The organism is Bifidobacterium sp. H6bp9 (assembly GCF_032193695.1).
In the GTDB taxonomy this organism is placed as follows: domain Bacteria; phylum Actinomycetota; class Actinomycetes; order Actinomycetales; family Bifidobacteriaceae; genus Bombiscardovia; species Bombiscardovia kimbladii.
Genome location: NZ_JASTZY010000001.1, coordinates 561,351 through 585,605, shown reverse-complemented (window position 1 = coordinate 585,605; position 24,255 = coordinate 561,351). Strand labels below are relative to the sequence as shown.

Sequence of the window (24,255 nt, the reverse complement as noted above, 5' to 3'; positions counted from 1 at the left end):
GGGGCTTCTGTCAAGCTGTCATCTTGTTCTCCCGCCGATGGAATCTGGCAGCCATGGCGGCTCCCATGCCCAGCAGGCCAGCTATGATCAGCAGAATCACGCCAGTGCTGCCGGTCAGGGGCAGGACGGCCAACTGGTCGTAGGTGTAGGGCAGGGTCTGATCCTTTTGATCCACGCCGACCAGGCTCCATTGAATGACGGTATCCACCTGCCCGGGCCTGTAGCGTGGGGTGACTGCCAACCAGGTGCCGTTCTGGTACTGCGGGGTTCCCCCTGCGGACAGTCCGGCGAAGGTGACCGTCTTAACCTGGCTTCTAATCACAACAGCCTGTGGAGTCTTGCTGTTCAGGTCCGGTCCGGATTGGTCGTCGCCCAGCTGGCCGGAATCGTCGGCACCCCATCCGTAGGCCAGGCCGTCGGAGCCTAGGGCCAATGAGCTCGGGCCGCCCGTGCTGACGGCAGTGAAGCTGAAATCTGCAGGCGTGTTCTCGGGTTTGGCCAAGAATGCTGGGTCTGAGCCTTCTGCGGCATTGCTCCAGGTCAGGATCTGTCCATCGGAGCCCAGGGCGGAGGATGCTCTGGTGCCGGCGCTGATCTGCGTGATGGCAAACCCCGTCGGCAGTCCGTCGGGAAGGGTCAATAGGGCAGGGGTTTTCTTGTTCTCGCCCTTGACCTGTCCCCAGGTCCAGATGCGTCCTTGGGAATCCAGGGCCAGAGCCTGGTGGTCTCCGGCGCTGATGGCGCTCATCTCGCCCGTCAGTCCCTGAACGGCAGACGGCGTGGGGTTGGCGCCGTCAGCGCTCACTGGTAGGGAGGGATCGCCCAACTGGCCGGAATCATTGGTGCCCCAGGCGTAGACTTGTCCATCCACGGTCATGGCTAGTGAATACCGGCTTCCGGCGCTTATTGCCGTTGTGGCAGCCGGGATTCCGGTCACCATGGCAGGGCTGGTTCGCCCGTCTGGCGAGACGGTATCGCCTCCGGCATTATCCAGGCCCAGCTGCCCGTATTGGTTGGCGCCCCAGGACCAGACTCGTCCCTGGGAATCCAGAGCCAAGGCATGTCCACCACCGGCGCTGATGGACTGGATCTTGGCCGGCAGACCCGGTACCGGATGGGGCCGGCTTTGGGCATTCAGTGTGGAGTCGCCCAGCTGGCCGACATCGTTGTTGCCCCAGGCGTAGGCCTTTCCATCGGACCCTAGAGCAAGGCCATAGTCCCGGCCCGCGCTGACCTGGGTGAAGACGAAGTCGGTCTCCGCCTTCTCGGGCATGTCCACTCGGACCGGCATGGTGCTGGTGCCGCCCTTGGCGATGTTCGCGTTGCCCAGCTGGCCGCTGTTGTTCTTGCCCCAGGCGTAGGCCTTCCCATCGGACCCTAAGGCCAGGGACCAGTGGGAACCGGCGCTGACCTGGCTGAAGCGAATGCCCCGCAGGGCTGGCGGCGTCAGGGTGACCTTCGTTCCGCCCATCTCGGTTCCATGGCTCGGGGTCATGCTCCAGTTCTGATTCTCAGGGCTCCAGTGGGCCTTGAGCGTCATGGAACTGGTGACTGGCTTGGAGAAGTCGTAGGCGGTTTTGCCTAGGAACCAGCCGTCGAAGCGGTAGTCGGCCTTGGTTGGATCAGCGCTGGGGCGGACTGCCCGCTTTCCCGCTTCCAGACTCTGGCTGGGTGGTGCCGGTGAATCGCTCTCTGACTGGAAGGTTACGGTCACCCCGCCCGACAGGTAACGGAAGGGCAGGTGGACTTGGGTCTGTTCTTGATCGTTCAAGGTCCATGTCAGGGCCACATCCACCAGCCCTGGGGCGTGCGGCGGGGTGCTAGCTGTCCAGGTCCCGTTCTTTTGCGCCTGCATTCCGGTGGTGATATCCGTAGTGTCGAATTTGATTCCAGTCAGCTTCGCCGGCCAGGGGAAGGCGACCGCAGAGGGCCGGTTATGGGCGTCATCGCCGCTGGTGCCCTGACCCAGCTGACCCATGTTGTCGCGTCCCCAGCTGTAGGTCAGGCCGTCGTCGCAGATAGCCAGGTTATACTCCTCGCCAGCGTCGATGCTGATCCAGTGTCGGCCGGCAAGTTTCGGATCCTCCAAGCGTTCCGGAGTGGTCTGGGGGCTGTCTGCTGCAGAGGTCTTGCCGTCGCCCATTTGTCCATAGCTGTTGTCGCCCCAGGCCCAGATATTGCCGTCGGAATCCAGAGCCATGGCGTGGCTAAGATAGAAATTGCCGCCGCTAGTGATGGCAGTGATTCTGGTCCCCTGCGGGAAGCTGACCTGGACCGGGTCTTTGAATATATCGGTCTTGCTGGGGCTTGATCCGTTGCCGATTTGGCCGGCTTTATTCATACCCCAGGTCCAAACCCTTCCCTGGTCATCCAGGGCCAGGGTGTTTGCGAAGCCGTTTGCAATGGCCACCACATGGACCTTGTCAAGGCCGCTGATCTTGATTGGCTTAGAGTTGCCAACGACAGCGCCGGCGGATGGGTCCAACTGGTAGTCAAGGTTGCTTCCCCATGACCATACCGTGCCAGCGTCATCCAGAGCCGTTGAGTAGTTCAGCCCGGTCTGCAGGGCGACAATTTTGTGGTTCTTGTCGAATCCCTGGATGAGGCTGGGCTTGTAGTCGCATATGCCGTCGCAATCATGGCTGCCGGTCTCCCCCTCGCTGCAGGTGCCCCAGCCATAGACGTTGCCATCCGATCCTAAGGCCAGGGTGTGGGTGTAATTGCCGTTGACGGCCTTGTAGGTGAATCCGGCCGGCGCCCCTTCAGGCAGCATCACCTTGACCAAATATTCTGAGTAGTTATGCATGCCGCTGTCAGCCACATTGGGGTTGCCCAAGGTCTTCAGATAGTTGTACCCCCAGGACCAGAGGGTGCCATGGTTGTCCAGGGCCATGCTGAAGAACTGACCAGCGTTGACGCTGACGAACCGAAAATCCTTGTCATTGCGGGCCTCTTCGGGCCTAGGCACCCTTATGGGCGTCGACCTGTTGACAATAGTGCCATCGCCCAGCTGACCAGCACGGTTAAAGCCCCAGGCGTAGACGTTGCCATCCGATCCCAAAGCCAGTGAGAACCTGATGCCTGCGCTGACCTGGCTGAAACGGACGCCGGAGGGTGGGGGCGGGGTCAGGGTTACCCCGGTGCCTCCTGATTCTGGTCCCTCTTGCGGCTGCATGGTCCAGGTCTGGTCGGCCCGGGCCCACTTGGCTTTCAGGGTCAGGTCTGTGTGCACAGGAGCGGAGAAGTCGTAAGCGACCTTGCCTGCGAACCATCCTTCGAGAACGAACCCTCGGCGGGTGGGTTCAGGACTGGGGCGCGCAACCTGGGCGCCATCAGCCACAGTCGAAGTTGTCGGAGTTGCAGACTGCATGTTGTAGTCGAAAGTGACTGTGTGGCTGGTGGCATTCGATGGGGAAGAGGTGGTTGAGGTCGGCTCCGAGGAACCTGCTGTGCCGGGCGAAGGCGAGGACGGCGAGGTGGGCGATGTGCTGGCGGCAGGCGCTGATTGTCCTGTTGCCACCGCACCAGAGCCATTGGACAGGGTGGGCATGCCCGACGGCGATGATGAAGGACCGGGAGCAACCGAAGGAATCTGTCCGGGAGTATTGGTTGCAGTACCAATTGCTCCATTTCCCTGAGTTGCGACTGCGGTCTCATTGGATTCCGGCGCTGCTTGACCGATTTGCAGGCCGAGCATGCCGCAGGCGACCAAGACGCAGCATAGACTGACGAGCACTGTGACGCGACGACTACGTACCATCTTCATGTGAAGGCATCCTCCCCCATGCGTCCGGCACTTGTATAGGCAGGTGTAGACGAACGAGACTCTCTCCCCAAGAGTCAATAATCCCATCCACTACAATAACACCAGTGTCACAGTGGTGGCAGGGCTTGGCGTAGTCGCCTAGGGCGCTTGATTAGACTGGTATTTTATGAGCGATGCGAAGATGGAAACAGTGATCGATGACCAGGTGCAGAGCGGGGGTCCACAGGCCCAGGCTGCCCGCCAGGTGGAGGAACTGCGTGCCGATGTGGACACCATCGATGCCGCCGTTGTCGCCATGCTGGCCGAACGGTTCAGGGTGACCCGCCGCATCGGGCTGCTCAAGGCTCAGGCAGGATTCGCCTCGGCGGATATGCGCCGGGAGAGCACACAAATAGCTACCTTGCGAAACAAGGCTGATGATTACGGGCTGGACCCGGATCTGGCTGAGGCTTATCTGCATCTGGTGGCCGATGCCGCCAAGCGCGACCACGAACGGCTGGCCGATCAGGCCAACTCACACTGAGGAAATCCATCGTATGGTCATGGCCGACGGCTCGGATCAATTCCTATGCCGTCGGCCACAAGGTATCAGCGAGTACTGGTTAGAGTCTGACGAGCCATTTCCAAGTAATGCTGTCTTGCTGCCAGGACAGTCACCGTTATGAAAAGTCCGACAAGCAGCACGATGAGCAGACCCTGGCTACCGGTCAGAGGCAGAATATCCTTGTATGTAAAGGGCAGATTCTCGGTTTGAGGGTTGCCTTGGCCCACATTCCAGGTGATGTTGACTGTTGTCCGGCCCGCTTTGAAGGCTGGGGTATAGAAGGTCCATGTATTCCATGATCCCCATGCGTCGGCTGTGCCGCTCCGGGTCAGTTCAAGAACTGCGGCAGTATCCGGATCCGTGCCGACTGTGACCGAGCTGATGGTCAATTGCGGAGGGCAGACCAAGGTGGCTGCCTTGACGGAAGTGCTGTCCAAATTGGTTCCTAGCTGTCTGCTGCTGTTGTCGCCCCAGCCATAGGCCATGTCATTTGAGTCGATGACCAGGACTTGGCGCTCGCCTGCACTGATCTGTATGGTGCTGCCGTTCTTGCTCACCAGAACGGGGGATGTGCTGATGGATCCCGTGATGGAGACATTGCCCAGGGCGTTTTGACCGTTGTTTCCCCAGGTGTATATCTTCCCTTTGTCGTCGATTCCTGCGCAGAACCATCCTCCGGCGCTGATCTCGGTGGGTTTGAATCCATCGCTGCCTCCGTCGGGATCGGCCACCAGGGTTGGTATTGCGGCATCATTGGTGTCTCCGGTGCCCAGTCGTCCGTCGGTATTCGCACCCCAGGCGTACGCTTTGCCGTCTCTGCCAATGGCCAGGGAGTGCGAGCCTCCTGCGCTGACCTGGGTGGCGAAGAATCCTATCGATCCGTCCTCGTATTTCACGGGTGACGATACCGACACAGGAGTGGCCTGTGAGGCTTTGGCATTGTTGCCCAGTCTGCCGCTGGCGCCGTATCCCCATGCGTAGGTTTGCCCGCTTATACCGATGATCAGAGAGTGCTGATATCCAGCGCTGACCTGTCTGGCCTGGAATCCAGGACTGGTGGCGCTTGCGTTGACGGCTACAGGAGCAGGGGCGTTCCCGGTCGTGTTCCCGTCGCCCACCTGTCCGCCGTTGCTCCTGTCCCCCCAGGCATAGGCCTGATGATCCTTACCGACGGCCAGGGAATGATAGCCTCCTGCGCTTACCTGGGTGTAGGCGAAGTCAGTGCCTGCACCGGAGGGCTTTTTCACTTGGACGGGCGTCGTATTGGTGCCGTCTGCAGCGCCCTTGCCAAGCTGCCCCCTGCCGTTGTCTCCCCAGGCGTAGGCATTACCGTCACTTCCGAGGGCCAACGAGAATCCATATCCTGCGCTTACCTGGGTGTAGGCGAAGTCGGTACCTGCACCGGAGGGCTTTTTCACTTGGACGGGCGTCTTGCTGCTATCCTTGCTGCCGTTGCCGAGCTGTCCCGTGCTGTTGTTTCCCCAGGCGTAGGCGTTGCCGTCACTGCCGACAGCCAGGGTATGGTTTTTGCCTGTACTGACCTGGGCGAAGCGGATGCCGCGCTGCGAGGGCGGAGTGATGGTGACCTGGTATCCGCCAGTGGATGGACTGACGGTTGGGTCGACAGTAGTTGGAGCCGAAGGCGTCCAGTGCGCGACCAGGGTCAACGGGTCCGTGACTGGCTTGCCGAAGTCGTAGGCCACATTGGAACTGCCGTCATCCGCTTTGACGAACCACCCGTCAAAGAGGAAGCCCGTCTTGGCCAGGGTCTGTCGGGGTACCAATTCACCTTCCTCGATGTCCTTGCTTGTCCATGCGGCTCCAGTACCTCCCTCAGGGTCAAGCGTTATGCGCTTCTTGGTCCGATCGAAGGTGTAGTCGAACTGCTGTGTCTGCCTTGAGTCTCCGGTATCGTCGGCAACAGTCCATGTGATGGTGAAACTGGAGGGGCCATACGGGTACGTGGGTGTGACGAAGGTCCAATCCCGGTTTGCATCCCAGGTGTCTTTGTCTGTCCGGGTCAGGTTCGTGGCTGGCTGAGTGCCGCTGGCCATGGTGCCGAAGGCGACCTTGGTCAGGGTGATCTGCGGCGGCTGTGTGGTGCCGGGCACTGAGGATGCCCCGTTTCGTCCGAGCTGGCCGAAGTAGCCGTATCCCCAGGTATAGAGCAATCCGTCAGACCCGACGGCTGTTTGGTGATGGCCGGAGGTGGACACCGCGCGGGCCTTCACCGACTGAGCCAGGGTGATGGCTTTCGGGCTGGTCTGCCAAGCGGTGCTATCGTTCGACCCGTTGCCTAGCTGTCCGTAACCCTCATTGCCCCAGGTGTAGATTTCTCCGCTATCGTCTACGGTTTCGGATCCATCGTCGCCCGCGCTGATGGCGATGATGTTGACAGGGTCGGATCCGAAGCTGATCGCAGTGGATCCTCTCGTGCTGACATTGGTATCGGTAGTGGAGCCGATGGCGGTGCCGGAACCCCATCCATAGAGGTCATGATCCGTATCCAGCGCCAGCACGTGCTGGTAGCCCGCGCTGATGGCGATATAGAACCGGGCATCAGGCTGTCCGGTGTCCAGGTCTTGGACGCGTGTCGGCGTCGGATTGTCACCAAGGGCGCCGTTGCCGAGCTGTCCCTTGCTGTTCTCGCCCCAGGCCCAGGCGTGGCCTTGACTGTCCAGGGCCGTGCCTGTGGTGAACCCTGCGCTGATGGCGGTTATGTTGGACAGCGCCGTGACCTTGGCAGGGGAGGAATGGCTGTTCTTGTCTGAGCTGCCGTTGCCGAGCTGGCCTTGAACGTTGTTGCCCCAGGTGTAGACCGTGCCGTCCGAGGCCAGGGCCATGGCGTATGCCCGTCCCGCGCTGATTGCGGTGATTTTGGCATCGCCTGTCTGTGCCTTTACTGGTTCGTTGGAATTATCGGTAGTGCCGTTGCCGAGCTGTCCCTTACTGTTGCTACCCCAGGTGTAGACCGTGCCGTCCGAGGCCAGAGCCATGGAATAAGCGTCGCCGGCGCTGACGGCTATGAAGATTTTTCCTTTTATGGCATCATTTTCGGTAATCCGCACAGGTGTCGTCGCCGTGCCTGAGCTTTTGCTGTTCCCCAGTCCGCCGCTAGCCTGATTTCCCCAGGCGTAGACGTGTCCGTCAGAACCCACAGCCAGGGTGTGGTAGCGCCCGGCGCTGGCCTGGGCAAACCTCACTGCTCTGGGCTTGGGGGGAGTCAGGGTGATTTTGGAGCCCCCGGTGTCGTCGCCATGGAGGGTATCCGAGGTCTTCCATTTCATGTCTGACGAAGACCAATGCGCTTTCAGATTCAGCGGCCCGGTGACAGGACTGCTGAAGTCGTAGGCCACATTGGAGCTGCCGTCCGCCTCCTTGATGAACCAGCCGTCGAAGAGGAAACCTGCCTTGGTGACGGTGGGGCGCGAAGCCTGCTTGCCTGCGGTGACGAACTGGTCCGAGGCTGATGAGCCTCCGTCCGAATCAAAGGTGATCTTCTGGGCAGTGGGTGTGAATGTATAGTTGCCGATGCTTTGCCCCTGCTGTGCGGCGCCGCCAATGGACCATTGACCGTCATTGATTCTGATCTTGGTGGTTCCGTAGGTGTGGTGCGGGGTGGTGACCGCCCATGGGGTATTGGCGCTCCAGGCGTCGTCGCCTGCTGAGGTTCGGCTGATCGGGCTGTTGCTGTCGGTCTTGGCTACATCCGTCCTGCCGAAGGTCACCTTGGCCAGATCTATCTGGGGCGGGATGACCGCTGCAGGCTTGGTCTGCGAACCGCTTTGAGGTCCCTTGCTGCCTTGTCCCAGCTTGCCGCTTTTTGCTTCCCCCCAGGTGTAGGGGAGCCCGTCCGAGCCGATGGCCAGGCTGTGCCGGCAGACATCGAATGCGGTGACTGTGACGCCTGTCAGGCTCACCTTGGTCATAGTTGATTTGGGGCTTGTGGTGCCGTCGCCCAGCTGGCCGCTGGAATTGCTGCCGAACATATACAGGCTGCCCGCAGAGTCGACTACCGCAGAGGAGTAGTCCCCGGCGCTGGCTGAAACAGGCGTCGCCGCTCCCGTGGGCAGGCTTACCGGACTGGGGTAGAAGGAGTGGACGCTGTCGGCATTGGCGTCATTGCCCTTGGTCAGGGGATAACCCCAGTAGTACACCTTGTCTGTATTGCTCAGTGCAAGGACGTGCAGGTACCCTGCATCGATGTCGGTGTAGACAGTGCTGTCTGGGTTGCCGGTCGAGTCGCCGTAAATGCGCGATGGAGTGTAGACATTGGAACCACTGCTGGTGCCGTCCATGGTGCCGATGCTGAGCTGGCCGCCCTGGTTGCGTCCCCAGGCGTAGGCATGTCCTTGGCTGTCCAGCGCCGTTTGAAAATCGTATCCGGCGCTGATGGTGGTGAAGGTGACGCCGGATGAAGAGACCGCTGCTGGTGAAGCGTTGACGTTGACACCCGTGTGCCCGTTGCCGAGCTGGCCGTATTCGTTGTCTCCCCATGTGTAGATCGTCCCGCTCGAGGACAGGGCCATGGCATGCCAGTATCCGGCGCTGATGGCAGTGATGTTGGCGGTGAGATTCGCCTTTACCGGTACTGAAGAATTCGTGGTGGACCCGTTGCCGAGTTCGCCGCGACTGTTGTCGCCCCAGGTGTAGACGGTGCCGTCCGAGGCTAGGGCCATGGAGAATGTGGTTCCCGCGCTGACGGATATGAAGGTCTTTCCCTTGATGGCCTCGTTTTCGGTAATCCGCACTGGCGTGTTTTTGTTGATTGTGGTGCTGTCGCCAAGCTCGCCCTTGCTGTTGTCGCCCCAGGCGTAGACGTGGCCGTCCGAACCTACGGCCAGGGTGTGGTCGTGGCCGGCGCTGACCTGTGCAAATCTCACCCCTCTGGGTTTGGGGGGAGTCAGGGTGATTGCGGAGCCCCCGGTGTCGCCACTGCTGACGTCGGCTGTCGTCCACTGGGCGTCGTTGACCGACGACCAATGGGCCGTCAGCGACTGCGCGCTGGTGACCGGCTTGCCGAAGTCATAGGCCACATCGGAGCCTTTGAGGAACCATCCGTCAAACAGGTAGCCTGATTTGGTGACGGTAGGAGGGGATGCCAGATGACCTGAGGTTACTGTCTGGCTCAGGGCTGGCGAGCCGGATACCAGCGAGCCCCCGTCAGGCTCGAAAGTGAGGGTATATGAGGATGAATCCCTGGTCTGGGGTGACTTGTCTCTCGGTGAGCTGTCCCTGAACGGTCTGTCCGCCCTTTTGCTGTTGAATGGTTGGACGGCCTTGAATGGTGAAGGATTGTTGCTGGCCAACGGTGACGGTGAGGCGGTCGGGGCAGCGGCTCCAGCCTGTGCCCCGCTGCCTGCCCGGAGCAATGGACTTGCGCTGCTGTCAGGATTGGGCGAGGGCGATTCTGTGGCAGATGCAGGTGTCATGTCGCCGGTGGTTGCGTATGCGCCTGTTGATGCTCCGATCAGCGCCAGCCCAATCATGGCTGTCAACGTCACCAGTCTGCGGATGCCATGAGCATTCCCCATTCGTCTCTTCCTCCCCAAGCGTGCCGATTCCCCAGGTTGTGGCCCCAAAATCTGCGTCGACGCACACTAAAATAAAGTCCCTCTATAACTTTTACTGTAGCATTGCAATCTTTGGGCGGTTTAGAGTGTTGTGGTCAGGGTGTTGCAGGGCAAATTCACTGCAAGAGGCATGCTGTTGATTATGGAAGCTGTACTTTTTGCATGAACGACGATGGCTTGACTGGCATTGCAGATTGCCCTTGTCACCAGTGACACGGATAAGAAAACCGAGGCGGTGCCTATGGCCGAACCGCCTCGGTTGTATTGGGGAGTTGTGGAGCCTACTTGCGAGGCTTCTTGGCCGGGGGCTCGCCCAGCTGGCTGGCTGTTACTCGGATGCCCGCTTCATCCTCGCCGGCTCCCTTGGTCTCGGGCTGGGTGGTCTCCTCGACCAGATTCAGATCTCCGGTGACCCTGCCCGCTTCGGCTATATCGTCCAGGGCGACCTTGACGGCTTCGAGGCCCTCCGGCGCCACACTCAAGGAGGCGGAGAGGATGGGGGTCTTCATGGAGACCTTGGCCTCGGACTTGATCCGTCGCAGTGAAGCCAAGGCCGTGCCTGCCCAGGCCAAAAGAGCTGGATCCTGTCCCTGGGCAGCTGCCCGGTAGGATTCTGGACGTGGCCAGGAGGCCCGGTGAACCGATCCGTCTCCCTGGTGCATCCACTGCCATGCTTCTTCGGTGGCGAAGGGCAGGAAGGGGGCCAGGAGACGGTCGAGAGCGTCAAGAACCAGTCCCAGGGTTGTGCGGGCGCTCAGCACCTGGGCTTCGCCAGGGGTCCTGCCGGTGGCATCCGCAGTTCCGTAAGCCCGGTTCTTGGCCAGTTCGATGTAGTTGTCGCAGAAGTCCCAGAAGAAGGATTCAGTCACCTCCAGGGCCTTGGAGTGCTCGTAGGATTCCAGGGCCTTGGTGGCCTGGTCGATCACTTGGGCAAGGCCGGCCAGGACTGCCCGGTCCAACGGGACTGTGACGTCAGCGGGGTTCCAGGTCGCCTCCGCTGCCTGGGTGACCTTATGGTTCTCATCCTCCCGCCCGATGGCCAGGGCGAACTTGGCGGCGTTGAGAAGCTTGACGGCCAGACGGCGGCCGATCTTCATCTGCCCCTCATCGTAGGTCGCGTCCAGACCCAGCCGGGCGCAGGATGCCCAGTAGCGCACGGCATCAGCGCCATATTTCTTGATGGGTTCGTCGGGCACCACCACATTGCCCTTGGACTTGCTCATCTTCTTGTGGTCCGGGTCCAGGATCCACCCCGACAGGGTGGTGTCGCTCCAGGGCAGGCAGCCGTTTTCCAGGTGGGCGCGGTCCATGGAGCTGAAGAGCCAGGTGCGGATGATGTCCTGGCCCTGGGGGCGCAGGTCCATGGGGAAGGTGGCCTTGAAGAGGGCCTGATCCTGCTCGCCCGGCTCGGCCCAGTGGGTCACGATCTGGGGGGTCAGGGAGCTGGTGGCCCAGGTGTCCATGATGTCCTTCTCGGCTGTGAAGCCGCCGGGCTGGTCGCGCTGGGATTCCTCGAAGCCCTCGGGCACATCGCTGCTGGGATCGATGGGGAGCCTGTCCTCGGCCGGGGTGATGGGATGGGCGTAGTCGGTCTCGCCGTTCTCCTTGACCGGGTACCAAAGTGGGAAGGGGACTCCGAAGAAGCGCTGCCGGGAGATCAGCCAGTCGCCGTTCAGGCCCTCGACCCAGTTGTTGTAGCGCACACGCATGAAGTCCGGGTGGAAGTTGAGCTCCTTGCCGCGCTCCAGCAGCTCCTTGTTGAGTTTCTGGTCGGTGCCGCCGTTGCGCAGGTACCACTGACGGGAGGTGACGATCTCCAGGGGCTTGTCGCCCTTCTCGTAGAAGTTGGTCATGCGCTTGGTGGGCTTGGGCTCGCCGTCCAGATCGCCGGACTCGCGCAGGGCGTCGACGATGATCTTGCGGGCCGAGAAGGTAGTCTTGCCTTCGGTCTGCTCGAAGATGCGCCGTCCGTCTTCATCGGTGATCCAATCCGGCACATCCATGACGATTCGTCCGTTGCGCTGGATGATGGATCTGGTGGGCAGGTTCAGATCCCGCCACCACTGCACGTCGGTTACGTCGCCGAAGGTGCAGCACATGGCGATGCCGGCGCCCTTGTCCATCTCGGCGGCGGGATGGGCCAGGATGGGCACCTCCACCTTGAACAGGGGGGAGTAGACCTTCTGACCGAAGTACTTCTGGTAGCGCTTGTCGTCCGGGTGGGCGATCAGGGCGCCGCAGGCCGCCAACAGCTCAGGCCTGGTGGTCTCGATGTATATTGGCGTGCCGTCCGCGAACCGGAAGGCCACCCGGTGGTAGAAGCCGTCGTACTCGCGCGACTCCAGCTCGGCCTGGGCCACGGCGGTCTGGAAGGTCACGTCCCAGAGCCCGGGGGCCTCCTTCTGGTAGGCCTCGCCCCGGGCCAGATTCCGCAGGAAAGCCTTCTGCGCCACCCGGCGGGGATGCTCGCCGATTGTGTGATAGGTCTGCGACCAGTCCACTGACAGGCCCAGCGACCGCCAGAGCTGCTCGAAGAGCTTCTCGTCCTCGGCGGTCAGTTCCTCGCACAGTTCGATGAAGTTCTGCCGGGAGACGGGCACCTGGTCCTTGGCGCTGATCTTCTTGCCCTTGGTCCCGTGGAAGGGGGGCTTGAAGTCCGGATCGTACTTGAGCGAGGTGTCCACGCGAACCCCGTAGTAGTTCTGGACCCGCCGCTCGGTGGGCAGGCCGTTGTCGTCCCAGCCCATGGGGTAGAAGACGTCGTAGCCCTGCATCCGCTTGAACCGGGCGATCACGTCGGTATGGGTGTATGAGAAGACGTGCCCCACATGCAAATGCCCCGAGACGGTGGGCGGCGGGGTGTCTATGGAGTAGACGCCGGAGCGCTCGCGGGTGTTGCGGAAGCGGTAGACGCCGGACTCATCCCAGTCGCGGCACCACTTTTCCTCCAGGCCATCCACACCCACCCTGTCGGGCAGGGGGGTCAGATGGGCATTGACGATTCCTTGGTGTTCAGCAGACATACCAGCATTTTATGGACGAATGGTGACAAGGAGTCTAGGTCTCCTCAACCCTTGATATGCAGGTTCCACAGGGGCAGGTAGCGGTCCAACAGAGAGCTGGGCATGCCCTGGAGACGGGGAGTGCTCAGGACCAAGGGCGTGCGCTCATACAGCCAGTCGCTGGGGGAGAGGTCGCTGACCTGTTGGGCGAAGGCTCGCAGCCGCTGGGCATAGGTGTTCTGGTCGGTGCTGGCCTTGACCTGCTTCCAGGATTCCTGGACTTCGGTGTTGTCGAAGAGCATGGTGGAGTTGGGGTCGGCGAAGCGGCCGATGTCGTCATTGTCCATGACCAGCAGGGCCATGTCGTAGTCGTGACGGGTGAGCACCTGATCGCGGAATGCGGCCTGATCCACCATGGCGACCTGGGTGGGGATGCCCACCGCCTCCAGCTGCGCGCGGATCAGATCGCCCACCTGGCTGCCGAATTCCTGGGGGTAGACCAGACGCAGACCACCGTGATAGTAGGACGGGGCGTAGTAGGAGGCTCGACCAGCCGCTTGGACACGGTCGAAGGGGAAGGCCTGCAGACCGGGATCGTAGCCTGGGCTCAGCGGGTTGAGCGGTCCGCCCAAGGCCTTGGCTCCGCCGCCTTCCAGATCGGCCAGTGCCTGGCGGTCCAGGGCATAGCGGACAGCCTCGCGCATATGCTGGTCGGACAGCAGGCTGGATGCCTCGTTGTTGAAGGCCAGGACCACATTGTCTGTGCTGGGTGTAGCTGTGGGAGCCTTGCCGGCCTGCTTGGCGGTAGCTGGATCCATGTCCACTACAGCGTCCAGACGTCCCTGGTCCAGATCCTTGACGGTCTGCTCAGGGCTGTCGGCATAGCTGAAGACGACCTTGTGGATGGCGGCCTTGTCCGGGCCTCGGTAGGACTTGTTGGTGGTCAGGGTCAGGCTGGCTCCCGGCTGCCAGTCATCCACTTGGTATGGGCCTGATCCGGCCGATTGGGTGGAGTAGTTGACGCGGGCCTGGCGATCGTAGACAATACCGGACCGACCGCTCAGAGCATTCAGCAAGAGGGCGTTTGGGCTCTTCAGTCCGATCACCAGGGTGGCATCATCCGGGTTGGTGACCTTGGCCAGGCCATCCAGATCCTGGTGGCCCTGATACCGGTGCTCGATGATTTGGTGCAGGGACCAGAGGGCATCCTCTGAGGTCAGCTGGCGCCCGTCGGCGAAGCGGGCGTCGCTGCGCAGATGAAAGGTGTAGAGCAGCCCATCGGCGGAGACCTCCCAGCTCTGGGCCAGTCCAGGAGTAGGCCGACCTTGGGCGTCGGGCCTGGTCAGGGTCTGGTAGACGTTGCCCATCAGGGCCTGGTCAGTGGCCCGGCCGGGCTCAGTGCGGATGTCCAGGGAGACTGGGGCCTGCCGGGCCCGGATGCGCACTACCTGGCCCGAACCTCCAAGGTTCCAGGGCAGCCGCCACCCTCCTCGGCCAGTCAACAATGGCCAGGCCATGTAGGTGCCCGCGGTCAGGACCGCCAGTACCAGGATGAAGATGATTCCGGAGCTGATTCCTCTGTGTCTGCCGCGTGCCATGGTTTTGATTCTATCGAGAGGCCGGTCCGGCCAGGAGTTCGGCGCTGGGACATGTCTCGGCCAGCGGGCAGTGCAGGCAGTCGGGCTTGCGGGCGTGGCAGGTGGCCCGGCCGTGCAGAATCAGCCTGTGCGACAGATTGGTCCAGTCCTCGGGCGGGAAGCAGTCGCAGATTTCGTGCTCGATCTTCACCGGATCGGGGTGAGTGCTGCGCCAGTCGGTCCGCCAGCGCAGGCGGCCGGTGACCCGGGTGACGTGGGTGTCCACCGGGAATCCGGGGATGTTGAAGGCGTTGCCCAGGACCACGTTGGCGGTCTTGCGCCCCACGCCGGGCAGGTTGGTCAGCTCCTCCATGGTCTGGGGGACCTTGCCGCCATAGTCCTCAGTCAGCATCAGGGAGAGCCCCAAGAGGTGGCGGGCCTTGGCGTGGTAGAAGCCTACCGGGTGGATGATGGCCTCCAGTTCGGCCGGCTGGGCCTGGGACATGGCCTCAGGGTCTGGATAGCGCTCGAAGAGTTCGGGGGTCACCGAGTTGACCCGCTTGTCGGTGGTCTGGGCGCTCAGGACCGTGGCCACCAGCAGTTCGAAGGGGTTGCGGAAGTGCAGGGCGCAGACCGCCTCAGGAAAGACCTGGCAGAGGATGCGGTACTCCTCGTGCATGCGGGTCAGGCGCCGGGCCTTGCTCTCCCTGCCTTGGCGGTGCTTTCGATTGGATGATGCATCAGTCACTATGATCGGTTTTCTTCTTCTTGGCATCTTTGGATTGTTCGGACTGGCTGTCGTTTTGACCGGCGGCATCCGGTTCGCTTCCTGCCTCTGTCGTGGCCCTGGGAGCTTGGGCCGTTCGCGTCGATGAGGGCGGGTCGAACCGGTAGCCCACGTTGCGGACCGTGCCGATCAGGTGCTCGTACTCGCTGCCCAGCTTGGCCCTGAGCCGCCGCACGTGCACGTCCACCGTCCTGGTGCCGCCGTAGTAGTCATAGCCCCAGACCTCCTGGAGGAGCTGGGCCCTGGTGAAGACCCTGCCTGGATGCTGGACCAGGTATTTGAGCAGCTCGAACTCCTTGTAGGCCAGGTTGATGGGACGGCCGTGGATTCGGGCCGTGTAGCTTTCGGTATCCACAACCAGGTCACCCGAGCGGACCTGGCCGGTAGGCACCTGCTCCTCCGCCTCTTCTGGCTGAGCATCCGGCTTGTGTGCCGGTGTCACGCGCTGACAGACCAAGCGCAGCCGGGCCTCGACCTCGGCGGGCGATGCGGACTGAATGATCACATCAGCCACACCCCAGCTGGCATTGACCACGGTGAAGCCGCCCTCGCTCAGAATCAGGATGATGGGCGTGGACAGGCCCGAGGCCCGGGTCAGGTTGCAGAGGGTCTTGGCCTCGGCCAGGTCGTCGCTGGCGTCGATCAGCAACACGGTGTCCTCGGGCATTCTTACCAGGGAGGCGGCATCCAGGGGCAGGACGCGCACCCGATGGGAGAGCAGGGCCAAGGCTGGCAGAACCGATGCCGGGTCCTCGGCGCAGGTCATCAAGGTCAGATCCGTCACGGGGGTACCTTCTTCCCTGTCCGTTCGTCCATAGCGGGGGTGGATTCGTTGAACAGTCGTCATCATTGTACAATCGGGCCGTCACAGGGGCTCCGAGTTCACAGGATGGCCTTGCCCTAGGATGTGACGTATGGCTCCCCGACGGGGACAGGCAGGAGGACCCATGGCGCAGACCGTAAAAGAAACCCGGGATGGGCGAGCGCCCGCCCTGACGCAGCTGCTGGCCTTGGCGGCCCTGATTGTGCCGGGCCTGGCGACGGGCTTGCTGGCCGGGCCCAGGGTCGCTCGATGGGTGCAGATCGTCCTGGTCCTGGTGCTGGCATTGGCCCTGTTGGCCGCTTGGCCCCTGGTGGGCAAAGGCATCCGACCTGGCCCTGACCGAGCCATGTTCGGTCTGTTGACCTTGGTCGCTCTGGTGCCGGCCCTGGTGGTGCAGGGGCCTGGTGCCCTCTGGGCCTGGCTGTCGACTGCGGCATTCCTGCTGGCCCTCCTGGCCGTGTTTATGTTTGCTCGGCAGATGCTGCGTCGGGACAGGCGGATGGTCATCCGTGGCATTTCTGCAACCGCCATGGGCGGGGTGACCGCCGTCGCCGCCTCGGGGTGGGTCTTCCTGCCAGAGCTGATCAGAGGCCTGCGACCTGACCTGATGCCGATCCTGGTGGTGCTTGTGGCCTTGCTGCTGCTGTTCGGGCTCATGACGTCGGGCTATCGCTGGGCCCAGGAGGCAGCTGATCGGCGTGGGGCCGTTGGGCTGGCGCTGATGTCGGTTCTTTTGGCCGGATCCATCGTGGTTCTGGCCGTCATGGTCTTGCAGACGACGTTCTGATCTAGGCATTCATCAGGTGGTCCAGAAGGATCTGAATGCCCATGACGATCAGAATGATCCCGCCGGCGATTCTGGCAGGCTTGCGCCAGCGGGACCCGACGGCGTATCCGATGCGCAGCCCCAGAATGGAGGCGGCGGCCGTTACCAGCCCGATGACCAGTGCGGACAGCCAGATGTTGATGCCCAGCAGGGCCAGGCCCGCACCCACGCCGAATGAGTCGATGCTGGTGGCGATGGCTGCAGGAAGCATCTGTCGCCAGGAGAAATTCTCCTCGCCGTTCGCTCCCTCCTCTTCGCCATAGACGCCCTCGCGGATCATGTTGACTCCGATGGCTGAAAGGATGCCGAAGACAATCCAGTGATCCACGGCGGCCAGGGAGTCCTGCAGCATGGAGGCTGCGAAGTATCCTAGCAGGGGCAGCAGAGTCTGGAATCCGCCGAACCAAAGGCCGACCAGCCAATGATGGCGCGCCCGCAGTCGATCCACGGACAGCCCTTTGCTGATGGAGACGGCGAAGGCATCAGAAGATACACCTAAAGCGATAAACAACAATCTCAAAAACACGGCATTCCTTGAAAGGGTTCATCCCCGGTGGGATGGGCCTCGACCAGGTCTCCTCAAACCCGCCTACGCCTCGGGAGCGTCGAGCGCGGAACTGCCGATTGGTGTCGGCTTTGAATTCGTTGAATGCCGTTCACATGCTACGCCATAACAATATGGACATAGATTTTACTTGTCAGCGCTGTGATAATCAAGCATGACAGGCTGTCCGATCGGCCCCTTAGTGAGCCACGGTCACAGTCAGACTGCCCCCTGCCGCATGGACGGCGCTGATGACCGTGCTCAGCGCCGGATCCCCCTGATTGCTCAGGGCCTTGTAGATGCCCGACCGGGATCGGTCGGCATCAGAGGCGATGGTGCTCATATGCCTCTGTGCTCGTGCCACCTCGCCGAGTGCATCTGCGATGATTGCAGCCCCCTGCCGAGAGGTTTCGGCCTTGTCGGCCTCCTCCATGGCAACCTGCAGGTAGCGGACGGCTGTTTGTTCGGTATGTATATGGTCGCCTGCATGGAATTCCCTGATCTTCAACGTCATCACGACTCTGTCCTTAATATGGTCCGTTTGTTGCCCATCTGGATGCTGTCAGCCCTCCAGATATGACTTCCACAGATGTTTTGCCCGGTCTATGTCCCTCTTCTGGTGAGTCTTGCTGCCGCCGCAAAGCAGCAACACGACCTGTTTGCTCTTCAGTCCGAAGTAGGTGCGGTAACCCGGACCATTGTGAAAACGCATTTCAAATATGCCTTCTCCCACAGTCTTCCAGTCGCCTAAAAGGTGTCCGGATCGTTTTACTTGTTCCCATCGGTGTAGGATGCGGGCTGCCGACTGAGTGTCTTTCAATTCATCAATCCACCGGCTGAATTCCTCAGTCTCCAGTACCTCAATGATGGATAAGGGCATGGTGTCGCTTTCCCCTCTTATTTCGAGAAGATGCGTCCCATTCCCCACAAGAAAGTGTACACTACAGTGTACACTGCAACAATTGCTTATGACACCTGAATGTCGAGTGATTCGCGAATTCTGTAGTCAGTTTTCGAGTACTACTGATCCTGGTAGGTGACGGCGTAAAACTCACCGTTCTGGAAGCGGGCCATGTACACGTCGCTGACCTTGTCTATGCCCTGCTTGGCCAGTTGCTCGTTGAGCCAGTCCTCGTCCCGTCCCATGGTATCCAGCACGTCGGGATTGACCCGTCCGTCCATGACCACCGGATAGCGCACGTCCTTGTCACCCTCGGAGATGATGGTCAGGCTGCCGTTCTGCTCGACGATACCCCGTTTGACATCGCGGATGTCGTTGATCCCCTTGGTGCGCAGCTTGAAGTCCACCTCCTTGGCCGTCAGGTTGACCTTGAGGCAGTTCTGGACCAGCAGCTTGCCGTTTTTGATGATGGTGACCGGTTCGCCGTCGATGTACTTGCCCACCGCGTGGATGTGGGTCTTGGCATACCGGGTGATGAGGATCAGCGCCGCCCAGATCAGCAGGATGACAATGTACTGGGCCATGGAGATGCTGTCGCTGTAGATGACCCCGCCGATGATGCCGCCCAGGACGTAGTTCTGCAGCTGGTCCATGGGCGAGGTGGGCGCCAGGTTCCCCTTGCCGGTCACATTGATGAGCAGGGTGATGAAGAGCAGCCCGACGATCAGCTTCAGGGCCACGTTGACGTAGAAATTGATATCCATGGGTCACTCTCCGATCACGGTGATGTCTGGGTGGTACAGGTCGGCGCGCTGCAGCAGGAACTCAGAGCCGGAGCTGTTGAATACCAGGGTGTAGTAGCCCTTGGGGGTCTTGATGATCATGTCGTTGTTGCGCGAGGTGTCGTTGATGCTGATCTGCTCAGGCTTGACCTTGAGCTTGGCGGCGGACTTGTCGATGACCGTGGTCAGCTGTCCGCTCTGCAGGCTGGCCGTGCGCAGATTGGTGTAGTCGCTGTACTGGATGGCCGCAGCCAAGAGGAGCAGGGTGGCCAGGATGATGGACAGATCCTTGTACTTGTGGTTCCAGCGATGGCGGGAGTACATGAACAGGAAGAAGAGAAAGGCCAGGGCCAGAACGACGACCACGATGATCCTGATCATGGTCCAGTTGGTCTGCCCGCCCTTGAGGTATTGGTATGTATAGAAAGTCATAGCCGCTCCTGCCCTTGCGCGCGCACCCGCAATTCGCAATCGTAGACGGCCAGGCGCTTTTTGGGAGGATTTGGGCATGCAAAACCCCGGTTCGGATGCTCGATTGAGCCCTTGCCGGGGTTGTTGCGACCGCTGGGCGGCCTTGAGAAGTCAGTGCTGTTCGGCCAGGCGCTGGCGTGCAGCCTTGATCTGGGTCTCGGCGGCCTCCGCGTTGGTCCAGTAGTCGCCGGGCATGACCTCCTTGCCTGGCTCCAGGGCCTTGTACTGCTCGAAGAAGTGCTTGATCTCCTGCTTGTGGAAGTCGGAGACGTCGTCGATGTCCTTGATAGCGTCGAAGCGCACATCGGCGGGCACGCAGAGGACCTTGTCATCCCCGCCAGCCTCGTCGACCATGTGGTAGAGACCCACGGCGCGGCATTCGACGATGCAGCCCGGGAAGACCGAATCGGGAATCATGACCAGGGCATCCAGGGGATCGCCGTCCTCGCCCAGGGTGCCGTCGATGTAGCCGTAATCGTCGGGGTAGCCCATGGAGGTGAAGAGGGTGCGGTCCAGCCTGATGTGGCCGCTGTCGTGGTCCATCTCATACTTGTTGCGGGAGCCCCGGGGGATCTCGACCAACACGTCGAATGTCTCTGCCATTGTCCTGTCTCCTTTTCGGTCTGGACGGCATAGGTATGTCTCATACACAGCATAACCGTCCCGGGGCACATTCGACCACAGTGCTTCGCTGACGCTCACGCCTGCTCGGCGGCCGCTCATACTCGATTCATGGGGTGGGCGAAGAGTGAGGACAAGTATGAACAAGCGCAGATGGACGGGTCTGCTGGCGGCCTTGGCTGCACTGGCGACCCTTGTCGGCCCAGCGGCCCCAGCCATGGCTGGCGGCGGATCGGGGCATTCCGGCGGTGGTGCTGAAGGCAATGGCCGGTTTTGGCAGGGCTGGACCTACAAGGATGACGATCAGGGCTCCTTCGGTGGCTATGAGATAGGCAGCATCGACAGGGCCTTCTCCAAAATGGGGATTGTGGATGGCGGCAATGCCACCACTGCTCGGGTCAAACGCCAGGCTCTGGATGAGGCTAACGGCAACTGCCAGGCACGCTTTAACGAGGCCCATGCCGACGAATCCGGACAGGGCCACTGCCGGGTGACCGGCGTGGGTGTGGTCACGGGCTATCGCGGCTCTCAGCGGGTCTTCGATGGGGTCAGCATGGCCATCCATAGCATATGGATGGACAACTGGCGAAGCCAGGTGGCCAGCCGCACCTTCAGCAACCGAGGGGTGACCTATCGGACCGGCGAACCTTTTTGGGACCAGCCCGGAGACAGCCTGGACAAGTTCGCAGACATGTATGCCGGCAACGAGCACGGCATCTCCCTGGTGGTCTTCATGCTCAATGACTATGAGCCCAAACCTGCCGATCTGCCGCCGAATCCACCCGACAAGAAAGTGGATCCTGGCACCAGCGCGGATGGTATGACCAACCGCACCCGCATCGAGACAGGAACCGGTCGGGGCGGCCGCGAGTTGACCTTCAGCGATGTTTTCGATCCCCAAGGCAAGCAGTACCATGTCGGCTGGCAGAAGGTCAAAGACCTGACCAGCGGTGAGGATCTGACCAGCAAATTCGCTTTCAACACCGCCGATGGGAGCCGACCGCCCGGCAATAGGGCCACAGCCACCTGGAAGGGCGGGGCTCTGCCCGAGGAGCATCAATGGGCATGGCAGCTGGACGTGACCGTCGAGCAGCCGGACATTGGGGTCATTCTGGACTCTGGAAAAGTGCATTGGAAGGGCAGCATCCGTCAGGTCGACCAGTCGACCCCTGAGCGCCGCACTCCCACATGGAAGCCCAGTCCCGACAAATCCTGGATTCTGCGCGATCCCGCCACCGGGCTCTGGAAGGCAGTCGTTGACCCTCAATGGACCAACAAAACTGGTGGCGACGGACGTGCCTTTCTGGACGGCGACAGAGTGGGGTCGGTGGTCAACGCCACGGTTGAAGCCCATCTGATCGAAGCTCCTAAGGTTTTCGCTTTGGCTGATGACTGGAGCGCTGCCGACTATCTGGTTGATCAGGATGGCGCTCGGGCTATTCGCATCTTCGAGGCCAAGGCCAAGGCGGATGCAGATGGGCACTACCGCCGCAGCAGCATCGAGGACATTGTGGACAAGGGCAGGGATGTGACCGACCGTTTCGAGATCAGTGTGACCGGCACCCGGGCGCGGGCACAGGCCAAAAGCGGATGGCTGAACGGTCTCAAGGGGATGGAGGACCCTAGGCAGGTCACCATGCTGGTTCCCTTTACGGTTCGCTTTGCCAATGGCGGCGGTGCAGCCAAGGTTCGCAAGGATCTGGGCGGAACACCTGACCACGAACTGACCTTTTGCAAGGCCCCGAACGGCCATGGCAGCCAGGGCGCGGCGCTGACCAACTCAGGCTCCCAGACAGTCAATACGCAGAGCGTACAGACTAACAAGCCGGGCATCTGCGGATACCTGCCTCCGGTGCGCAAGGATGTCATCTCGGAGGCCGGCCAAGGCGGGGAGCAGGCCAGTGTTGACGGCAAGGTGGTCTTTCCTGGCCAGCGGTTGGAGTATCAGTTGGATACCCAGCCCAGCCTGCCTGACAATCTGGCCTATCCTGTCAAATCAGTCATTCTGACGGATGTCTACGACCGCTGGTTTTTGCCCGACAAGCAGACCCTTGAAGTCACTGACCTGCAGGGCGGCGATGTCATCGCCAAGACCGGATACGCCACAAAGTGGAAGGACAAGGAGCACAGCCTGCGGGTGACCATCACCGACCCCGCCCGGATCAGCCAGTGGCGTGCCGGGGGCAATCCCAGGATCCGCCTGCGTTTTGAAGGCAGGGTTGATCCCAAGGCTCCAACGGATCATCGGGTGGACAATCAGTGGGTACTGACGCTGAACAACTCGTTGACCCCCTCCAACCAGGTAAGCAATCCACCGGCTGACTTCCGTCCCTCAAAGAACGATGTCAGCGCACATGATCCAGGAGTCAGCATCGACGGCAAGGTGCTTTTTGTGGGCGACCGAGGGGCCTACCGGATCAGTCTGGACGCCCGTCGCAAAGACACCGCCTATCCGGTCTGGCGGCTGGGTATGACGGATTCCTACGACGCTCGGCACCTGGATATCAATTCCAAACATATCGAGGTTTTGGGCTCCGACGGCCGCGATTACACCAAGGCTTTCAATATCCAGGTGGAAAACGGTGTAGTCCTGGTCTTCGCCAAAACCGTGGATACCTATGTTCCGGCCACGGGTGTCACCCTCAAAGGGGATCCCCAGCCTACCGATCTGGCTGCCTATGCTGTTGCTCGCGGTCATAATCCCCTCAGAGAGCCGGCTATTGACCAACGGCTGCTGGGGCGCACCTACGATGTGGTTCTGCCTTACACGGTCATCCGCACAGAATCAGGTCACGTAGTACGTAACCAAGCGACCCAGATCGTCAACGACCTGCATAAAGCGACCAACGTGGTTACCAATCCGGTCAAGCTGCTCAATCCCGCCAAGGATGTGGTGGTCGCCGTGGGCGGGAAAAGCGCACATGGCGGCAGCATATACCGCGATCGGCTCTTCCTCTATCGCCTGGACTCAAGTCTGCTGCCGGCCGGAAGAGCTTACCCGCAAGTGAAAACCTGGCGGATTGAGGATCGGCTGGATCCTACGGTGGATCAGTTCACTGGCCATTGGGCCGTCTACGCAACCCAGGACCTTTACGAGAATGGAAGCATCCTGATTCATCATGGACAGATCATGGCTGGTTCGGACATGTCTGCAGATATCCATGGCGGTCCCTTGTTTACAATGACCGCAGACCCTGCAGGTCTGGTCAAAGTGGAAGCTACACCTCGATATTTGGCCTTGGTCAGCGCTTCAGGCGACCGCCCGGTCGGCTGGAGGGCCTACCTGCAATGCAGGCGGCTGAAGAACGTGGAACGTCATGAGAACCGATTCACTGAGTTCTATCAGGACAAGACCCTGGTCTCCAACACGGTCTGGACCAGAACGCCCGATATGACCCCGGCTCTGCATATCGAGAAATTCGATCAGGCTGGCGGCATGCCCAAGGGTGATCGGGATCAGCCGGAGCAGGCTTTCCGGACTCATGACGATGTCGCCATTGTCTTCCGGATCACCAATGATTCTCCTCGCGATCCCAGTGATGGGACCGGAGCCATTTTCCCAGCTCGGCAACTGCACTTGGAGGATCAGACAGTCCTCGGTCAGGGACGTGTGACCGGGATCCGCTACCCCGACAACTGGTCGACTCTGATGCTCCGACCTGGCCAGTATGTAGATGTGCATGCCACAGTGATGGGCATATCAGGTAGGCACACCGACAGGGCTCGGGTGGTAGGCAGTCCTCTGGTGCCCTGTCCGGTAGATGATCAGGCCTCTCTGCCTCAACTGGAGAATAGCCAAAAAGCAACCGGGAGAGCGGATTCGCGGGGAGTGGAAGTCGATGGTCGTCTGCTCTGTGCCGATCAAGCTGTCGAATCCAACAGTGACGATTGGAACGCTTTGGGAGTCGCATTGCCTAAGACCGGAGCCGCGGTAGTGCTTCCATTAGCGCTCGCCACTGCAGCGGTCATGACTGGGCTTATTATCTTCCACTCAGTCAAAAAGATGTCCGCCAGCAACCATAGGACACAGTGATCCTA

General features: G+C 61.1%; 15 protein-coding genes. 3 read left to right on the top strand and 12 right to left on the bottom strand.

The window, feature by feature from the left end; all coding sequences use genetic code 11:
• Nucleotides 1–10 precede the first annotated feature (10 nt).
• Nucleotides 11–3,520: an InlB B-repeat-containing protein gene (locus tag QRX40_RS02450; RefSeq protein ID WP_313836029.1), complete on the bottom strand. Its 3,510-nt coding sequence runs from the start codon at nt 3,518–3,520 to the stop codon at nt 11–13.
• 412 nt (nt 3,521–3,932) lie between these two features.
• Between QRX40_RS02450 and QRX40_RS02445 the strand changes: the two genes are divergently transcribed.
• On the top strand, nt 3,933–4,289 hold the full coding sequence (locus QRX40_RS02445) for a chorismate mutase (RefSeq protein WP_313836027.1): 357 nt from the start codon (nt 3,933–3,935) through the stop codon (nt 4,287–4,289).
• A 65-nt stretch (nt 4,290–4,354) separates the two neighbouring features.
• On the opposite strand, the gene QRX40_RS02440 is transcribed toward QRX40_RS02445, so the two are convergent.
• The 5 genes from QRX40_RS02440 to QRX40_RS02420 form a co-directional block, all read right to left on the bottom strand.
• Nucleotides 4,355–9,844, bottom strand: a complete 5,490-nt coding sequence (locus QRX40_RS02440; protein WP_313836025.1) for an InlB B-repeat-containing protein — start codon at nt 9,842–9,844, stop codon at nt 4,355–4,357.
• 320 nt (nt 9,845–10,164) lie between these two features.
• Nucleotides 10,165–12,906 carry a valine--tRNA ligase gene (gene valS, locus QRX40_RS02435; protein WP_313836023.1) on the bottom strand — a complete coding sequence of 914 codons (2,742 nt, stop codon included), beginning with the start codon at nt 12,904–12,906 and terminating at the stop codon, nt 10,165–10,167.
• Nucleotides 12,907–12,950: 44 nt separating this feature from the next.
• Complete coding sequence (locus tag QRX40_RS02430; RefSeq protein WP_313836021.1) at nt 12,951–14,483, bottom strand: ABC transporter substrate-binding protein; 1,533 nt, start codon at nt 14,481–14,483, stop codon at nt 12,951–12,953.
• Nucleotides 14,484–14,493: 10 nt separating this feature from the next.
• Nucleotides 14,494–15,141, bottom strand: coding sequence for an endonuclease III (nth, locus tag QRX40_RS02425; protein WP_313836365.1), 648 nt, complete (start codon nt 15,139–15,141; stop codon nt 14,494–14,496).
• Between the two features lie 61 nt (nt 15,142–15,202).
• Entirely contained in the window at nt 15,203–16,033 is an 831-nt protein-coding gene (locus QRX40_RS02420) for a response regulator transcription factor (protein ID WP_313836019.1), read from the bottom strand.
• 163 nt (nt 16,034–16,196) lie between these two features.
• On the opposite strand from QRX40_RS02420, the gene QRX40_RS02415 reads away from it, so the two are divergent.
• Nucleotides 16,197–16,859, top strand: coding sequence for a hypothetical protein (locus QRX40_RS02415; RefSeq protein WP_313836017.1), 663 nt, complete (start codon nt 16,197–16,199; stop codon nt 16,857–16,859).
• Nucleotide 16,860: 1 nt separating this feature from the next.
• Here QRX40_RS02415 and QRX40_RS02410 read toward each other — a convergent pair whose 3' ends face one another.
• The 6 genes from QRX40_RS02410 to QRX40_RS02385 all read right to left on the bottom strand — a co-directional run bounded on the left by QRX40_RS02410 (nt 16,861) and on the right by QRX40_RS02385 (nt 20,199).
• Nucleotides 16,861–17,424 (bottom strand): manganese efflux pump MntP family protein, encoded by a 564-nt coding sequence (locus QRX40_RS02410; RefSeq protein ID WP_313836015.1) that lies wholly within the window; start codon nt 17,422–17,424, stop codon nt 16,861–16,863.
• Between the two features lie 217 nt (nt 17,425–17,641).
• Nucleotides 17,642–17,956: an addiction module antidote protein gene (locus QRX40_RS02405; protein WP_313836363.1), complete on the bottom strand. Its 315-nt coding sequence runs from the start codon at nt 17,954–17,956 to the stop codon at nt 17,642–17,644.
• A 48-nt stretch (nt 17,957–18,004) separates the two neighbouring features.
• The gene (locus tag QRX40_RS02400) at nt 18,005–18,322 is read right to left on the bottom strand and encodes a type II toxin-antitoxin system RelE/ParE family toxin (protein ID WP_313836013.1); all 318 of its coding nucleotides are present in this window, start codon (nt 18,320–18,322) and stop codon (nt 18,005–18,007) included.
• 140 nt (nt 18,323–18,462) lie between these two features.
• Nucleotides 18,463–19,107 carry a DUF421 domain-containing protein gene (locus tag QRX40_RS02395; protein WP_024626892.1) on the bottom strand — a complete coding sequence of 215 codons (645 nt, stop codon included), beginning with the start codon at nt 19,105–19,107 and terminating at the stop codon, nt 18,463–18,465.
• Nucleotides 19,108–19,110: 3 nt separating this feature from the next.
• Nucleotides 19,111–19,557 carry a DUF3290 family protein gene (locus tag QRX40_RS02390; RefSeq protein ID WP_121915011.1) on the bottom strand — a complete coding sequence of 149 codons (447 nt, stop codon included), beginning with the start codon at nt 19,555–19,557 and terminating at the stop codon, nt 19,111–19,113.
• 150 nt (nt 19,558–19,707) lie between these two features.
• Nucleotides 19,708–20,199 carry an inorganic diphosphatase gene (locus QRX40_RS02385; protein ID WP_101432914.1) on the bottom strand — a complete coding sequence of 164 codons (492 nt, stop codon included), beginning with the start codon at nt 20,197–20,199 and terminating at the stop codon, nt 19,708–19,710.
• 157 nt (nt 20,200–20,356) lie between these two features.
• On the opposite strand from QRX40_RS02385, the gene QRX40_RS02380 reads away from it, so the two are divergent.
• Nucleotides 20,357–24,250 carry an LPXTG cell wall anchor domain-containing protein gene (locus QRX40_RS02380; protein WP_313836010.1) on the top strand — a complete coding sequence of 1,298 codons (3,894 nt, stop codon included), beginning with the start codon at nt 20,357–20,359 and terminating at the stop codon, nt 24,248–24,250.
• The last annotated feature ends 5 nt before the right edge of the window (nt 24,251–24,255 follow it).

Bases quoted from the DNA above. Each gene is read 5' to 3' on its own strand.
- QRX40_RS02445 (WP_313836027.1), top strand. From the start codon at position 3,933: ATGAGCGATGCGAAGATGGAAACAGTGATCGATGACCAGGTGCAGAGC.
- QRX40_RS02440 (WP_313836025.1), bottom strand. From the start codon at position 9,844: ATGGGGAATGCTCATGGCATCCGCAGACTGGTGACGTTGACAGCCATG.
- valS (WP_313836023.1), bottom strand. From the start codon at position 12,906: ATGTCTGCTGAACACCAAGGAATCGTCAATGCCCATCTGACCCCCCTG.
- QRX40_RS02430 (WP_313836021.1), bottom strand. From the start codon at position 14,483: ATGGCACGCGGCAGACACAGAGGAATCAGCTCCGGAATCATCTTCATC.
- nth (WP_313836365.1), bottom strand. From the start codon at position 15,141: ATGCACGAGGAGTACCGCATCCTCTGCCAGGTCTTTCCTGAGGCGGTC.
- QRX40_RS02415 (WP_313836017.1), top strand. From the start codon at position 16,197: ATGGCGCAGACCGTAAAAGAAACCCGGGATGGGCGAGCGCCCGCCCTG.
- QRX40_RS02405 (WP_313836363.1), bottom strand. From the start codon at position 17,956: ATGACGTTGAAGATCAGGGAATTCCATGCAGGCGACCATATACATACC.
- QRX40_RS02400 (WP_313836013.1), bottom strand. From the start codon at position 18,322: ATGCCCTTATCCATCATTGAGGTACTGGAGACTGAGGAATTCAGCCGG.
- QRX40_RS02395 (WP_024626892.1), bottom strand. From the start codon at position 19,107: ATGGATATCAATTTCTACGTCAACGTGGCCCTGAAGCTGATCGTCGGG.
- QRX40_RS02390 (WP_121915011.1), bottom strand. From the start codon at position 19,557: ATGACTTTCTATACATACCAATACCTCAAGGGCGGGCAGACCAACTGG.
- QRX40_RS02385 (WP_101432914.1), bottom strand. From the start codon at position 20,199: ATGGCAGAGACATTCGACGTGTTGGTCGAGATCCCCCGGGGCTCCCGC.
- QRX40_RS02380 (WP_313836010.1), top strand. From the start codon at position 20,357: ATGAACAAGCGCAGATGGACGGGTCTGCTGGCGGCCTTGGCTGCACTG.